The sequence below is a fragment of the Dyella sp. genome (assembly GCF_035508675.1).
Classification (GTDB): domain Bacteria; phylum Pseudomonadota; class Gammaproteobacteria; order Xanthomonadales; family Rhodanobacteraceae; genus Dyella_B.
The window spans coordinates 1-14,433 of record NZ_DATJMN010000106.1; the positions used below are offsets into that span (position 1 = coordinate 1).

At 63.6% G+C, this 14,433-nt stretch carries 16 protein-coding genes; 7 read left to right on the forward strand and 9 right to left on the reverse strand.

The features are described 5' to 3' along the window. Positions 1–105 precede the first annotated feature (105 nt). From VMA74_RS06370 to VMA74_RS06380, 3 genes are read right to left on the reverse strand one after another with little or no spacing between them, the layout of a single operon-like run. On the reverse strand, positions 106–2,289 hold the full coding sequence (locus VMA74_RS06370; protein WP_325365801.1) for an alpha-N-acetylglucosaminidase: 2,184 nt from the start codon (positions 2,287–2,289) through the stop codon (positions 106–108). Between the two features lie 11 nt (positions 2,290–2,300). Then, on the reverse strand, positions 2,301–2,576 hold the full coding sequence (locus VMA74_RS06375) for a lipid-A-disaccharide synthase N-terminal domain-containing protein (RefSeq protein ID WP_325365802.1): 276 nt from the start codon (positions 2,574–2,576) through the stop codon (positions 2,301–2,303). Continuing rightward, positions 2,573–2,872, reverse strand: coding sequence for a lipid-A-disaccharide synthase N-terminal domain-containing protein (locus VMA74_RS06380; protein WP_325365803.1), 300 nt, complete (start codon positions 2,870–2,872; stop codon positions 2,573–2,575). The genes VMA74_RS06375 and VMA74_RS06380 overlap by 4 nt, the downstream gene beginning before the upstream one ends. Before the next feature lie 211 nt (positions 2,873–3,083). Between VMA74_RS06380 and VMA74_RS06385 the strand changes: the two genes are divergently transcribed. Beyond that, complete coding sequence (locus tag VMA74_RS06385) at positions 3,084–3,458, forward strand: YciI family protein (protein ID WP_325365804.1); 375 nt, start codon at positions 3,084–3,086, stop codon at positions 3,456–3,458. A gap of 83 nt (positions 3,459–3,541) precedes the next feature. Here VMA74_RS06385 and VMA74_RS06390 read toward each other — a convergent pair whose 3' ends face one another. Further along, entirely contained in the window at positions 3,542–4,453 is a 912-nt protein-coding gene (locus VMA74_RS06390) for an ion channel (RefSeq protein ID WP_325365805.1), read from the reverse strand. A gap of 102 nt (positions 4,454–4,555) precedes the next feature. Between VMA74_RS06390 and VMA74_RS06395 the strand changes: the two genes are divergently transcribed. Next, positions 4,556–5,275, forward strand: coding sequence for an HAD family hydrolase (locus VMA74_RS06395; protein WP_325365806.1), 720 nt, complete (start codon positions 4,556–4,558; stop codon positions 5,273–5,275). A 7-nt stretch (positions 5,276–5,282) separates the two neighbouring features. Then, on the forward strand, positions 5,283–5,471 hold the full coding sequence (locus VMA74_RS06400) for a CPXCG motif-containing cysteine-rich protein (protein WP_325365815.1): 189 nt from the start codon (positions 5,283–5,285) through the stop codon (positions 5,469–5,471). Positions 5,472–5,783: 312 nt separating this feature from the next. Here VMA74_RS06400 and pncA read toward each other — a convergent pair whose 3' ends face one another. Beyond that, positions 5,784–6,419 carry a bifunctional nicotinamidase/pyrazinamidase gene (gene pncA / locus VMA74_RS06405; protein ID WP_325365807.1) on the reverse strand — a complete coding sequence of 212 codons (636 nt, stop codon included), beginning with the start codon at positions 6,417–6,419 and terminating at the stop codon, positions 5,784–5,786. An 87-nt stretch (positions 6,420–6,506) separates the two neighbouring features. Here pncA and VMA74_RS06410 point away from each other — a divergent pair, with 87 nt between their 5' ends. Further along, positions 6,507–6,890, forward strand: a complete 384-nt coding sequence (locus VMA74_RS06410) for a hypothetical protein (protein ID WP_325365808.1) — start codon at positions 6,507–6,509, stop codon at positions 6,888–6,890. Here the strand turns inward: VMA74_RS06410 and cls are convergent, their stop codons facing one another. From cls to VMA74_RS06425, 3 genes are all read right to left on the reverse strand, one after another. Continuing rightward, entirely contained in the window at positions 6,891–8,309 is a 1,419-nt protein-coding gene (cls, locus tag VMA74_RS06415; RefSeq protein ID WP_325365809.1) for a cardiolipin synthase, read from the reverse strand. It abuts the gene before it with no gap. A 149-nt stretch (positions 8,310–8,458) separates the two neighbouring features. Continuing rightward, complete coding sequence (locus VMA74_RS06420) at positions 8,459–9,826, reverse strand: FAD/NAD(P)-binding protein (protein WP_325365810.1); 1,368 nt, start codon at positions 9,824–9,826, stop codon at positions 8,459–8,461. A gap of 37 nt (positions 9,827–9,863) precedes the next feature. Further along, positions 9,864–10,442 carry a cysteine dioxygenase family protein gene (locus tag VMA74_RS06425; protein ID WP_325365811.1) on the reverse strand — a complete coding sequence of 193 codons (579 nt, stop codon included), beginning with the start codon at positions 10,440–10,442 and terminating at the stop codon, positions 9,864–9,866. Between the two features lie 232 nt (positions 10,443–10,674). Between VMA74_RS06425 and VMA74_RS06430 the strand changes: the two genes are divergently transcribed. Further along, complete coding sequence (locus tag VMA74_RS06430; RefSeq protein ID WP_325365812.1) at positions 10,675–10,959, forward strand: hypothetical protein; 285 nt, start codon at positions 10,675–10,677, stop codon at positions 10,957–10,959. A gap of 85 nt (positions 10,960–11,044) precedes the next feature. Here VMA74_RS06430 and VMA74_RS06435 read toward each other — a convergent pair whose 3' ends face one another. Continuing rightward, positions 11,045–11,713, reverse strand: a complete 669-nt coding sequence (locus VMA74_RS06435; RefSeq protein ID WP_325365813.1) for an energy transducer TonB — start codon at positions 11,711–11,713, stop codon at positions 11,045–11,047. A gap of 293 nt (positions 11,714–12,006) precedes the next feature. Here VMA74_RS06435 and hemA point away from each other — a divergent pair, with 293 nt between their 5' ends. Further along, positions 12,007–13,266: a 5-aminolevulinate synthase gene (gene hemA / locus VMA74_RS06440; RefSeq protein ID WP_325365814.1), complete on the forward strand. Its 1,260-nt coding sequence runs from the start codon at positions 12,007–12,009 to the stop codon at positions 13,264–13,266. 278 nt (positions 13,267–13,544) lie between these two features. Then, on the forward strand, positions 13,545–14,433 hold an 889-nt coding region (locus tag VMA74_RS06445), incomplete at its 3' end, for a catalase (protein WP_325365816.1).

The window sequence follows — 14,433 nt, forward strand, 5'->3', positions numbered from 1 at the left end:
GCTGCATGGCATCCCTAGGTAGGTGACTGCTATCGCACGGGTGGGAGTGACAATCCGGCTTTCTCCCGGGTTCGCAACGCTTGGGTTGCATTCCGGCCTACGCGCTCATCGAGCGGGCGCGCCACGCTGCAGCGCTTCAACGATGCGCGTCGCCACGTTGTACGCATTGCCGACAGGCTCGTCGCGATACACCTGCGTGCCGCGGTTCCATGCCTCGCCCATCGCAAACCAGTCGATGGCCTTGGGTGGTGCGCCAGTGCGCAGTGCCAGGTCCAATGTCGAGAAATAGGTCTGCCAGCGCAGCCGGTAATAATCGCGCGTGAGTCCTGCCCAATCCTTGTTGCCATAATCGTGCAAGGCGGCGCCTTCGCTGGCCTTGCGCTCGCCCCAGGTGGTGAGCAGGGAGCGGGCGTCGTAGTCGAGCCGTGCGCGTTCCGCGGGCGAGCTGGCCCATGGTTGCACTGGCGCCAGCCAGTGGCCGACCAGGAAGCAGCGGTTGGTGGCGAGCAACTGGTCTTGCAGGTCCATCAGTTGCAGCCAGCGTTGCGTGAGCGCCTCGAAACGCGGACGGCTTTTGGTGTCGTAAGCGTCCTTGATCTGCGGCAGCAGCAGGCGGCTTTCGTTGGCCAGGGTCTGGCGGGCGACGTCCACCAGGTCGTATTGATAGGTTTCGCTGTTGCGCAGGGCGGGGGCGACTTGCAGCAGCTCGGGTAGCGCCTGCTTGAATGCCTGTGCGCTGTAGCGCATCGCTTCGGGCGACCAGTTCGAGGCGCGGTTGGCGGTGAGGCTGGGTTGGGCGTTGAACAGGGATTCCTGCGCCGCGTCGCGCTCGCTGTTGAAGACGACCTGGTCGACGTGGATGTCGTAGGCGGTGTGCAGCAGCACGTTCCAGGCAGCCAGGGCATGCGGGTCGGCCGCGCCGTAGCGGCGGCGTACGTAATCGGCGGTCCAGGCGGCGAGATCGACTGGCGCATGGCGCCAGGCCATTTCGGTAAAGAGGTCGAACGCGAACGGATTGGTATCCATGCCCTCGGTGAACACCGCCGTGCCGGCCATGTTGTGGTTGATGCGACCCAGGCGCTGCAGTCGTTCGGTGATGTTGCGGATGTTTGCGCCAAGCGTGGTGCGCCCGCCGAACTCCCAGATGCCGCCGAACAGGAACGGTGCACCCTGGAAATCCTTTTGGCGGTTATCGCGCGGTACGCGGTCGTGATCGATGTCGATGATCAGCAGGTCGTTCCGGTCGACGCCGGCGAGCAGATCCTGGCGCGGATTGCCCTGCCAGGCGAGCATCATCCAGCGCGCACCCGGATGCGCCGTGCGCAGGGCATTCTGCACGTCGCGCGCGGCTTGCGGCACCGGCACGTCGCCGGCATCGCCGCCTTCCTGGAACACTTCCATGTCGTAGATGCTGCTGTCGCCGAACAGCTCGCGTTGATGGCGGTAAAACGCGGCGGCCAGTTTGGCGAACATGGGATCGCGCGGATCGAGCCAGCCCGGCCGCGTGAAACCGGCCCACTCGCCCTGCGGCACGACGTGGGCCTGCGGAAACCGGCGTTGGAAATCGGCCGGCACGATGCCATAGAAACCAGGCAGCACCGGTGTGATGCCGAGCTGGCGCAGGCGCGCGATGATCTTCTGTGCGGAAGCGGCACGCTTGTGCATCAGCGCCGTGCTGATCGGCCCGTTGAAGCAGCACAGGTTGCCCATCAGCTGCCAGTTCTGGTGCGCGGGCTGGGTGATCCAGTCGCGGATGTCCTGATCCGCATAGCCGACGTCGCGAAAGGTCTGGTACAGCACGCTATCCGTGCCGCGCTCGATCAGCACCGCATTGATGCCGGACAGCGCCAGCACGTCGATCTCGCGTTGCCAGCGCGGCCAATCCCAGTAGGGCGCGGTGTAGCCGTCGACGTTCTCGTTGAGTGCGTAGCGATAAGGGTAGGGCGTTTCCTTGTCGATGGCCGTCGTCGGCAACGGAAACGGCGCGTCGCTGACGCGATCGCCATTGGGCGAGATCTGCACGTGCGCGACGTATTTGAGATACCAGTTGACGCCGAACAGCAACGCGCTGGGCGTGCTGCCCGCCACCTGGATATGGCCGTTGCCGCCGGCGATGCGGAAACGCTCGTGGCCGTTTGCCGTTGGCAGCGTGCCGAGTTCGAATTGCTGCGCCTGGTGCGGCAGCAGGCGCGCGAGCAGCGCCTGTTCGGGACGAACATCGAAGGAAGCGGTGGTGCCTGCTGTGGCGGTCGACCAGGCCAGGACGGCGAAGCAGAGCAGCAGGCGCATGATGCGGGGCGTCAGTCCGATTCGGGCTGCTTGCGCAACATGATCAAGTTGCGCAGGAAAATCACCAGGGTGACTGATTCGCCGATGATGAAGACGACCTCGCGCTGGTGGATGGCATAGCTCAGCACGATCGCGCCGCCGGCCACGCTCAGGTACCAGAACGCGGGCGGGATCAGGCTCTGCCCGCGCGCTTCGCTGTATAGCCATTGCACCAGGAAGCGCACGCCGAACAGCAACTGGCCGATCATCCCCAAGCCGATCCACAGGGTCTGGTGGTCGAGCGTCATGACGCCAGCTCCGAGGATTCGGATTCGGCCGCGGGTGTTTTCTTGCCACGCCGGCGCATCTGCAGGTTGCGCAGATAGATCAGCAGCCCGCTGCTCTGCGCCACGATGAATACCGGGTCTTTCTTGTAGCAGGCGTAGCAAAGCAGCAGCAGGGCACCGACGATGCTGGCGTACCAGAATGCCATCGGAATCACGCTGCGCCGCTTGTATTCGCTGTAAATCCATTGCAGCAGAAAACGGCCAGAAAACACCGTCTGGCCGATCAATCCCAGCACGAGCCAGGCGTTGTTAAGCATTCCCATTCAGGTCACTCGGAGGGTACGGGGCGGCGGAAGGGCGCCGCTATTTCAACAGAGAGGCGCGCGAACTATATGACAGGCACCCCCGGCGCGTCTCGAACGGTGAGCCGAAACCCTGCTGAAATGGGCCTGGACCGCACATCCGGCTTGGCCTAACCTGCCTCGGCTGTCGGCCGCCTTTCGCCCCCCATGCCCGCGTGAGAAATCCATGAAATTCCTGGTCATGATCTACAACGACGACTCCCTGCTGGACACCCTGCCGCCAGGCCAGTTCGACACCATGATGAACGGCTGCTTCAAGCACGCCGACGAATTGCGCACGGAAGGCCATCTGCTCGATTCCATGCAACTGGAGCCGCCGGCGCAGACCAAGACGGTGCGCGTGCGCAACAACCGCACCACCGTGATCGACGGGCCTTATGCGGAAGCGCGCGAATACCTGGGTGGATTCAACCTGATCGAGGCGAAGGATATCGATGAGGCCGTGCGCATTGCGCAGAGTTTTCCGTGGGCGGCCACCGGCTGTATCGAGGTGCGGCCGGTGAAGGATATTGATGCGGAGCGACAGCGCGTAGGGGCGTGATGTCCTGCGCCGGGCGATCGTGGCGATGAGGTTTGACGCACCTCGCCGTCGTCACGACCCAGGCAAGCCCGGCCGGCTCCCCATCAGCTCAACTGCTGCTCTTCCTCATCCAACGGCAACACGTCATGGAAGACGTTGTAGTCGATGATGCTGACACCATCGCTGTCCTTGTGTACCAGATCGGCATAGCGGTGATTCCAGCGCACTTCCTTGATGCTCCATTGGTGGCGCGCCATCATCGATTGCGAGGTGGTTTCGTCGATGCCCTCAATGGTGAGCAGCAGCGCGGCTTCGCCGGCTTCGAGGTTTTCCAGTGGAACGTTGTAGAGCGGGCTGTTCTCGTCGATCACATGCATGACGTTCCAGCTCAACATGAAGATCGGATGCTGGTTGCGCACCAGCGCCATGTCTTCGATGCGGCGCAATTGAAAGCCTTCCGGCGATGCATGCAGGCGCAGCAGGTGCAATTGGGCCGAGGCCTGTGCGATCAGGTTCTGCCGCATGTTGGCAGCGCGCAGCATCAGCGTCTGCTTGCCGTCGATCATGCGGACGATGGGATGCTTGCCGAACATGATCTTGGCGCGCGGGCGCGAGAAGCGCGCGAAGATCAGGCCGGTGAACACGGCGATATTGCCCATCCCCAAAATGATTTCCGCGGTGGCCACCACGTGCGTGTAGACCGACTGCGGATGCATGTCGCCATAGCCCACCGTGGCGAGCGTTTCCACGCTGAAAAAGAACGCGCCGGCCAAGCCTTTCGGAAACTGGTTGGCGATGCCGTTCGGGTCGACCTGGTAGATCATGGCGAACAGCGCATTGAAGATCAGGAACACGCTGACCGCCAGGCCGAAGAAACCCGGCCAGCTCATGGTCAGTGCGCGATGGTAGAAGTCGTCCCAGACGTGTTCCTTCAAGCCTTGGGAGACGAACGGGCGTCCACCGATCCGCACGACGCGTGCCCGCCGCCAGAAAGACGCTGCCCGATTGCCGTTCATACCCCATGACCCCGCTGTCGATGCCGTGCACGATTGTAGCGCTCGCGCATGCGCCGGCGCGGCGAGCGCGGTAAGCTTGCCAGCCCCATTCGAGGACGGTCCATGCTCAAGCTCATCGGCTTCGACGGTGACGACACGCTCTGGCACAGCGAGGGGTATTACCGCGAGGCCAGCGCACGCTTCACCGGCATCATCGGGCGCTACGTGGACGTGGGCGACAGCCACGTGCAGGCCAGCATGCTGGCGACCGAGCGGCGCAATCTGAAGCTGTTCGGCTACGGGGCGAAGGGCATGACGCTGTCGATGGTGGAAACCGCCATCGCGATCACCGAAGGCCGCATTTCCGCCGCCGACATTCATGCGTTGGTGGAAATCGGCAAGACGGTCTTGCAGCATCCGGTGGAATTGCTGCCGGGCGTGCGTGAGGCGGTCGCCGCCGTGGCCGCGCAGCATGCGGTCGTGCTGATCACCAAGGGCGACCTGTTCCACCAGGAAAAAAAGGTGACGCAGTCCGGCATGGCCGACCTGTTCCACCGCATCGAGATCGTGTCGGAAAAGGACATCGCCACCTATCGCCGCGTGCTGGGCGAGTTCTCGCTGGAGCCGGCGCAATTTGCGATGGTGGGCAATTCGCTGCGCTCGGATATCGAGCCGGTGATCCGGCTGGGCGGCTGGGGTGTACACATGCCCTATCACGTGACGTGGGAGCACGAACTGGAAAACGGCCTGGGCGAAGCCGATGCGCCGCGCATGCTGACCGTGGACGCGCCCTCCGCCATTCCCGCGGCGATCGCGCAACTGGCCGAGCGCGCGGCAGCCTGACATGGACATGCTCACGCCGTGCACCATCGCGTGCCCGTATTGCGGCGAGCGCATCGAGATCCTGGTGGACCCATCGGCGGGCGATCAACACTACATCGAGGATTGCCAGGTGTGCTGCCGCCCGATCAGCGTGTCGGTATGGATCGGCGCGGATGAGGATGTTCACGTGAGTGTGGCCGGCGAAGACGAAGCGTAGCCGGACCCGTAGGTTGGGGTGAGCGCCAGCGAACCCCAACCTTGCCATGCAGAACGCTACTCAAAGCGCCATCTGGATCATCGCGCCAAACGGTCCCCTCCCCTGCGAAGTAGAGCCTGCCCCGGACTTGATCCGGGGGGAGGGCTAGGGCGGGGTGCGAGCGCAGCGAGCGTCGGAACCACACGCCGCTGACATGTGCGTTTTGCGATCGAATGACGGCGACATTCGGTGGTGCGCTAAAGCCCAGGCAACCCCACCCCGACCCTCCCCTGCTACCCAGGGGAGGGAGTCCGAGCAAACAATCATCTCGCGTCAAGCAAGGCGAGCCGAATCCAGGATGCCAATGCCCAGGCGCTGCAATGTCGTCCGCGTTTCCGCATCGCTTTGGGGCGTCACCGGTCGCGTCAAATCCCAGATCACGTGGGCCGTGAAGCCTGCCTCCAGCGCATCCTGCACCGTCCACAACACACACACGTCGCGCGCCAGCCCTACGGCGTACACCTCGCTTACGCCGCGTTCCCGCAACCATCCGGCCAGCCCGGTGCGGGGACGCTGGCCGTCCGGCCCGTGGTTTTCCTGGAACGCGCTATAGGAGTCCACGGCCGGGTGGCTGCCCTTGCGCAGGATCAGGTCGGCCGGCGACCAGTCGATGCCCGGATGCAGGGCAGCTCCCGGCGTGTCCTGCACGCAATGATCCGGCCACAGGGTTTGCGAATGACCATGCAGCGGGATGGTTTCGAACGCGCTTTTCCCGGCATGCGTGCTGGCAAAGGAGATATGCCCGCGCGGGTGCCAGTCCTGGGTGACCACCACCTGTTTGAAAAGGCGCTGGCGCAACAAGCGGTCGATGCCGGGCACGATGGTGTCGCCTTCGTGGCAGGCCAGTGTGCCGCCGGGCATGAAGTCCGGTTGCACGTCGACGACGATCAGGGCGGCATGGGGATGCATGCGTGGGTCCGCTGAAGAGATCGCAAGATTCCACCGCGGAGCGGCGGCATAATGCAAGCGATCACTTCAGGCATGCGGAAACGGCTGATGCATTACGACCAATCGTGGATGGGCTATGGACTGGTGGGCGGCCTGGAGGCGGGCGGCATCAGCGCTGCCGTCGCCCTGCTGGTTTATCTGGTCGTTTACGCCATCGGCCACAAGCAGGGCTGGAGTCCGCTGCGGATGATCGCCATCGCCTTCCTGGTGTCCCTGCTGCTGACCGCCAGCGGCGACATGTGGGACCTGATCTATTTCAACTACGCCGCCATGAACTCCCTGCAATACCTGAAAGCGCGGCTGGCGCAGGTCCACGACCCGGACAGCATCGGGCTGCGCGTGTTCTGGGAATTGCTGGGTGCGCTGGTGGGGGCGGGATTGGGTTGGCTGTTGCGCGGGGGCGATTGGCGGCGTGCGTTGCGTGGCGATTAGCTACAACACCGGATCGAACAACCGCGCTACATGCATGGCGAGCTTGCGCGGATAAGCCGCCTTGCGATATTCGTCGCGCGTGATTTCCACCGACTTGCCGAAGTCTTCCACCAGCATCCGCTCCACCGCGGCGGCAAAGCCGCGATCCACGTTCAGCGCGCCGATCTCGAAGTTGAGCCGGAACGAACGGTTGTCCAGGTTCATGCTGCTGACGCAGGCGGTATCGTCGTCGATCAGCAACACTTTCTGGTGCATGAAGCCGGGCTGGTAGCGATACATGCGGATACCAGCGTCGATCGCGTCATACGCATGCAGGATGGAGGCAAGAAACACGGTGTGGTGATCCGGCCGCGAGGGCAGCAGCACGCGCACGTCCACGCCGCGCATCACGGCCAGGCGCAGTGCTGACAGCACCGCCTGGTCAGGCACGAAGTAGGGGGTGCTGAGCCACAGCCGCTTGCAGGCGGCATTGATCGCGACGGTAAAGAACAGCGAACAGGTTTCCTGCGGATCGGCTGGACCGGTTGCCGCAATCAGCGTATGGGCGCTGCCTTCGGCGGCGCGGGGCGGCAACATGGGCGGCAGTTCGCCGGTTACCCAATGCCAGTCCACGGCAAAGCTGCGTTGCAGGTCGGCCACGGCCGGGCCGGCCAGTTGCAGGTGCGTATCGCGCCACGGCGCCAGCGGCGGCTTCAGTCCCAGGTACTCGTCGCCCACGTTGAGGCCGCCGAGAAAACCGAGCCAGCCATCCACCACGACGATTTTGCGATGGTTGCGGAAATTGAGCTGGAAACGGTTGGGACGCCGCCGCGTGGCAAAGGGGTGGATCGCCACGCCGCCGCTGCGCAGGGTTTCCACATAGTGCCGCGGCAGGGCATGGCTGCCGATGCCGTCGAACAGCACGAACACGCGCACGCCGGCAGCCGCCCGTTCCAGCAGCGCCTGTTGCATGCGTCGTCCGAGTCCGTCGTCGTGGAAGATGAAGAACTGCAGCAGGATGCAGCTTTCCGCCTGCGCGATGGCTTGAAACATGGCCTCGAACGCCGCCTCGCCATCGACCAGCAGCCGCAGCTGCTGACCGGGATGAAACGTGCCGTGCATCATCTGCACCAGCGCGCTGTAGCGGCTGCACGATGGCGGTACGCCATTGCGCTCGCCACGCTGCGCAGCCTGCGACAGGCGTTGGCGATGCACGCGATGCAATGTGACATATCCCTGGAAATGGCTACGGCCGAGATAGAGGTACGGCAGCAAGGTGACGTAGGGCAGCAGTGATAATCCCAACGCCCATGCAAACGCACCTTGCGGGGTGCGGGTGTTTATCACCGCGTGCATGGCGGCGACGATGCCGATGGCATGCAGCAGCACGGCGAGCAGCAGGATGAGTTCCGGCAGGGTCATGGGCGTGAAGTAGAGCATGAGCCGCGGGGTATCGGTACTCTGTCCGCATTCGCACGGAGCGGCGTAGGTTGGGGTGAGCGGAACGCGAACCCCAACGTCTCCCGATGCGGCATGCCTTGTTGGGGTTCGGCTGCGCCTCACCCCAACCTACGTCATCGCATGCGCCATCACCCCGCCAGCCAGCGATCCGCCAAGTGCCGTGCCTGCTGCCGCACCTCCGGCATCGCCGTGGATTCCCACAAGGTGCCGCGCAGCATGCTGCCGATGGCGAACAGCCGTGGCCATGCGCTGCCGTTGTGCAGCAGGCGGCCGTCCGGCGTGGCCTGGATGCCCAGGCCGAACGGGTCGGGCCGGATGTGGCCGTTGGTGACCAGCTGCTGCAGCAAGGTGTGCTGCGTGCTGCGGATGTCGTTGTCCAGGCCGGTGCTTTGCACGATCAGATCCGCCGTGAATGTTTGCTCCCGGCTTTCGTGCCGCGACAGGTACGTGAGTTGCGGGCCGGATTCGCCAAGTGTTGCGCGGTGCAGGTGACCGCTCAGCCGCTGCAGGCGGCCTTCTCGTTCCAGCGCGGCGATGGACTGCGCCACTTGCTGCGGCAGGCGATGGCGCGAGCGTTCCCACGCCCAGCGCGCGTGGCGCAGGAAACGCGCGCGGTCGGCCTGCGGCAGCAACTGCCACAGTTGCTGGGTATGCGGGCGCAGGCTGTCGATTACGCGGCGCCAATCGTCGGTATGGGCGATGGCGTCGCGCAGCAGGTGCATCCAGGTGCGGATGTCCGGCGCATCGCGCATCGCTTCGACCAGTTCTTCGCTGTCTTCGTACGGCAACGAGGCGCTCGCCTGGTGCACTTCCGGCAGCAGGCCGTGGCGCGAGAGGGCGGTGAAGCGCGCATGCGGCCACAGCGCCGCCAGCTCGATGATCACGTCCACGGCGGTCAAGCCCAGGCCGATCACCGTCACGTGGTAAGCCTGCGTATCCGGCTTGGCGTCGGCCAGCAAGGACCATGGCTGGGTGGCGTAGCGCCCGCTGGCGAGCAACGCGTCATCCACTTGTGGAAGCGGGCGCGGCGGCAGCGTGCCCAGCGCAAGCACGGCGGCTTCGACGCGCGTGGTGCTTTCGCCCTGGAACAGGGTGACGCCATCGTTTTCGGGCACCATCGCATCCACGGCGTACGGCACGATGCGCACGTCGTGGCCATTGCTCTTGGCGCGCGCAAGCGCGTTGGCGGTTTCGGCCTCGAGGTATTCGCCGTACCAGCATCGCGGCAGGAAATCGGTGCCGGCGATGTCCGGGTTGCGTTTTTGCATGTATTCCAGGAAACCGTTGGGACGGTTGGCGAACATGCCCATGGAGGCCGCGCGTACGTTCAGCAGGTGACGTTCCGAACGCGTGCCATAAGCCATGCCGCGACTGGGCGTGCCGCCGCCGGTATACCAGTCCAGATGCAGGGGCTGCGGCGTGGAGCGCTCCAGCAATTCGCTAAGCAGTGTGGCTCCCGCGGCGCCGCCGCCGATGATGGCGACGCGTCGAAACATGTCACTCCTTTATGGGTGATCGATCTTGTAGTGGATGTCAGAGGCGAAGCGGGCCGGTGATGCGAGCGCGCTGCGGCAAGCTCAGCCAGCGCGGCTCCGCTTCGATCTGCTCGTAGGCGGCGTAGTCTTCGAGATCGCCACCGTACACGTGCAAGGTCAGTGCCGTTTCCTGCCGCGAAAGATTGCGGCAGCGATGCATATACGGCGGATCCGCATCGAACCAGGTTGCATCGCCGGGACCGAGCCAGTCGCGTCCGCGCAATTGCCACGGTTCGGCGGTCGACGCACGCGTCCACGATTCCACTTCGAGCGCGCCGTACAGGCTCAATTCGATGCCCCACAGGCCCGCATGATCGTGCGATGGCGAGCTGTAGCCGGGCGGCCATGCCATGACCAGCACGCTGACGCCGGGATGGCCACGACGAGCAAGCAGCCAGCGTTCCAGGCCGCGGTTGTGCGTGCGCAAATCGGACAGGCCATGGCCCAGCGCACGCGCCTCGCGATGCACAATCGCGCCGAGTTCGCGCGACAGCGAAGCGAGATCCGGACTCTTTTCCAGCGAATATGCGAGCGCAATATCACGCAAGTTTTTAAGACTGTTTCGGTATGTACGCATGGGACTCGTAAGCAGACCGGAGATGTTTGGCAGTGGAGCATGCGCACCGTTAAATGGTCGTAAGAGCCGGTTTAGATGAACTGCATGACTTCCGAGGCATGAAGAGTGGCGCGCACCGGCCTAAGCTGGTCGCCAGGTTCCAGTCATGCGCGCAGCCTTGCGAGCTTTGCGGACAATTAAACCTTTGTCGGACGAAACGCATCGAACACGCACCGACGTCGGAGGAACGGACATGATCGAGCTGATGGTGATCTTTCTGGTGATAGGCGGGCTGTGGCTGGTCGGCTCGCTGGTGGGGCTTGTCTTCAAGCTCACCTTTGGTCTGATCGGCGGCTTGTTCAGTTTGCTTGCCGGCGCGGTTGGCATTGTGATTGGCGGCGTAGTGATGTTGCTGGTGCTGCCGGTGATCGCCTTGTCGCTGTTGCCGGTCATGCTGCCGGCGCTGCTGTTGTTCGGGCTGATATGGACGATCGTGCATCTGGCACGCAAGCCGGCGGTGACGCAGGTGTCGCGCTGAACGACGGAAACAGGAATAGGGAATAGTGCCGGCACCTGTGTGCCGGCTTGCCCATTCCCTGCTCCCGCATGTTTGTTTCCTGCCGCTACATATCCTGCAACACGAAGCTGACAGGTACTTGTGCCCAGGCCTTGACTGCGTGGCCGTTGATCACCGCCGGCTGGAATGTCCAGCCCGCCAACACTTGCTCGCGCGCACTCTTGTCCAGCAGTGGATGGCCGCTGCTGCGATCGACGATCACATCGACCGGCTTGCCGTTTTCATCCACCAAGACGCGCAGCAGCACCGTGCCTTGCATGCGCGCGCGCAAGGCTTGCACGGGGAAGCGCACCGGCGCCGAGCGATAGGCCAGCGACACCACGCCGGGCGCGATGGTGGCTGGCGGCGCGACGCTCGGTGGCGTGGCGGGCAGGGCGTTGTGCGAGGGTTCTGTCGTGGGTGGTGCGTCGGCGGCCGGCGGGAGCAGGTGTTGCTCACGCACCACCGGCACGTGTACGGGGGCCGTTATGGGTACGATTTTCGGCAACGCCTTGAGCACGATGGGCGGCGGTGGGGGCGCCGGTGGCGGTTGGGCAATGACGCGTATGGTGGTAGGCGGTGGCGATGCCACCACCGCGGCAAACTGCGGTGCCAACGGACGCATGGCGAAGATCAGTGCGACAAGGTTGAGAGAGATGGCTACGCTGAGCGCAGCCACGCGCACCATGTCCGGATGATGCGCACGACGAACGACTGCCAGGCCTGCGGACGACATAAGACGACCTCCTGACGACGATGTGGTTGTAGGCATCCGGCACGCCGTGTGGGGACACGGGGGGATCGTGGGATGCGGCGCCAGCGTATGCCTGTTTTTTGGATTTCTGCAATAGCCGTCTAGACGGGCAACCTGGAATGGTGCTTGCTTGCGGGGGGGGGGCGCGTCCTTGCCTGGCTATAGGCAACCTCTATGACGTCCAACATATTTTTCAATTTCAACCAGGCCTGCGTCTTCCGTACGATCACGGTAACCCTCGCCTGCCGGCGACCGGAGCTGTTCCAGGGATTGCCATGATCGACTACCTCGCCCATTTCCAATCCACGCTGGATACGCTGAAGCAGGAGCGCCGCTACCGGGTCTTCGCCACCCTGGAACGACAGACGGGCCGCTTTCCTCATGCGACGTGGGAGGGGCGGGATGGCCCGCGCGAAATCGTGATCTGGTGTTCCAACGACTACCTCGGCATGGGCCAGCACCCCGCCGTGGTGCATGCCTTGACCGAGGCGGCGCAAAGCATGGGCGCAGGCGCCGGCGGGACGCGCAACATTTCCGGTACGCATCGCGCCATCGTGGCGCTGGAGCACGAACTGGCTGATCTGCACGGCAAGGAGGCGGCGCTGGTTTTCACCTCCGGCTACGTCTCCAACCTGGCCGGCATTTCCACGCTGGCGAAGCTGCTGCCCGATTGTCTGATCCTGTCCGATGCGCTCAATCACAACTCGATGATCGAAGGCGTACGCGCCGCCGGCAGCGACAAGCTGATCTGGCGCCACAATGATCTGGCGCACCTGGAAGAGCTGCTCGCCCGCGCGGGCAACCGGCCCAAGCTGATCGTGTTCGAAAGCGTGTATTCCATGGATGGGGATATCGCGCCGATCGCCGGCATCTGCGCGTTGGCTGAGCGCTATAACGCGATGACCTACATCGATGAAGTGCACGCAGTCGGCATGTACGGCCCGCGCGGTGCGGGCATCGCCGAGCGCGAAGGTCTGATGGATCGCATCGATGTGATCGAAGGTACACTCGCCAAGGCCTACGGCACGCTCGGCGGCTATATCGCCGGCAAGCGCGCGGTAGTGGACGCGGTACGTTCGCATGCGCCAGGTTTTATTTTCACCACCGCATTGCCACCGGCCATGGCCGCCGCGGCAACGGCATCGATTGCGCACCTGAAAGTGTCGCAAGCCGAGCGCACCGGCCAGCAAGTTGCCGTGGCGGCTACGCGCAAGGCGCTGCAGGCGGCCGGGTTGCCGGTGATGGTGACCGACACGCATATCGTTCCGGTGATGGTGGGCGATGCGGATCTATGCAAACGGGCCAGCGATCTGCTGCGGGAACAGCACGGCATTTATCTCCAGCCGATCAACTATCCGACCGTGCCGCGTGGCACCGAGCGCCTGCGGATTACGCCGGGACCGTTTCACGATCAAGCGCTGGTGGATGCCTTGGCGCAGGCGATGGTATCCGTGTGGCGCACGCTAGGGCTGCCGTTGACGCATGCGCTTCCGGTCAGCGCTGAGCCGGCGAGCTGGGTAATGGCAGGCGGTTAGCTTCGGCGACGTGCTGCATCTGTCTTTGCCGTCATTCCTGTTTCCGCAGGCATGACGGTTTACCGTGCGTGTGATTTTTTCAGCGTCGCGATGTGTGCATCTGCCCAATCCACCACCATGGACACCGATATAGAAATCCCCTATCGACATGATCCGAACAAACGATTAGACGCACGCAGACTCATCAGTGGAAATACGCCGGCTGTTGCGTACCTCACACACTCGAGGAGTCATCCATGAAAACCATAAAAAGCTTTGCGCGTTATTCAACACTTGCCATGTCGCTGTGCATGGTCATAGGCCTGCATGCACAAGCAGCATCTCTCACGACCAATGCCGGCGCGCCAGTGGGCGATAACCAGAATTCGCAGACGGCCGGTCCGAATGGCCCCACATTGCTGCAGGATTCCCGGCTGATCGAAAAGTTGCAGCGCTTCGATCGCGAGCGCATTCCCGAGCGTGTGGTGCATGCGCGCGGCACCGGTGCGTTTGGCGTTTTTGAGCCGACGGCCGATATTTCCGATCTGAGCAAGGCCGTCGTGTTCAAGCCCGGCACCAGCACGCCAGTCTTCGTTCGTTTCTCCACCGTGATGGGCTATCGCGGCTCACCCGAGCAGGCGCGCGATCCGCGCGGCTTTGCCACCAAGTTCTACACACAGCAGGGCAACTGGGACCTGGTCGGCATCAACTGGCCGATCTTCTTTATTCGCGACGCGATCAAATTCCCGGACTTCGTGCATGCCAACAAACCGAGTGCGGTAACGGGCGTGCAGGATGCCAACCTGGCGTTCGATTTCTTTGCGCATACGCCGGAAGCGACGTCGATGTTGACCCACCTGTATACGGATGAAGGCATGCCGGACAGCTATCGACACATGGACGGCTTTGGCGTGCATGCGTTCAAGCTGGTCAATGCCAGGGGCGAGGTGCACTACGTGAAGTTCCACTGGAAGAGCGAGCAGGGCATCCATGGCATCCGCCCGCAGGACATCGCCACATCCATTGGTGCGGACTGGAACCACATGACCGATGATCTGTATGGCGCGATCAAGGCGGGCGATTATCCGAAGTGGGATCTCTATATCCAGGTGCTGCAGCCCAAAGACCTGGCCAAGTTCGACTTCAACGCACTGGACGACACCAAGGTCTGGACCGGCATACCGGAGC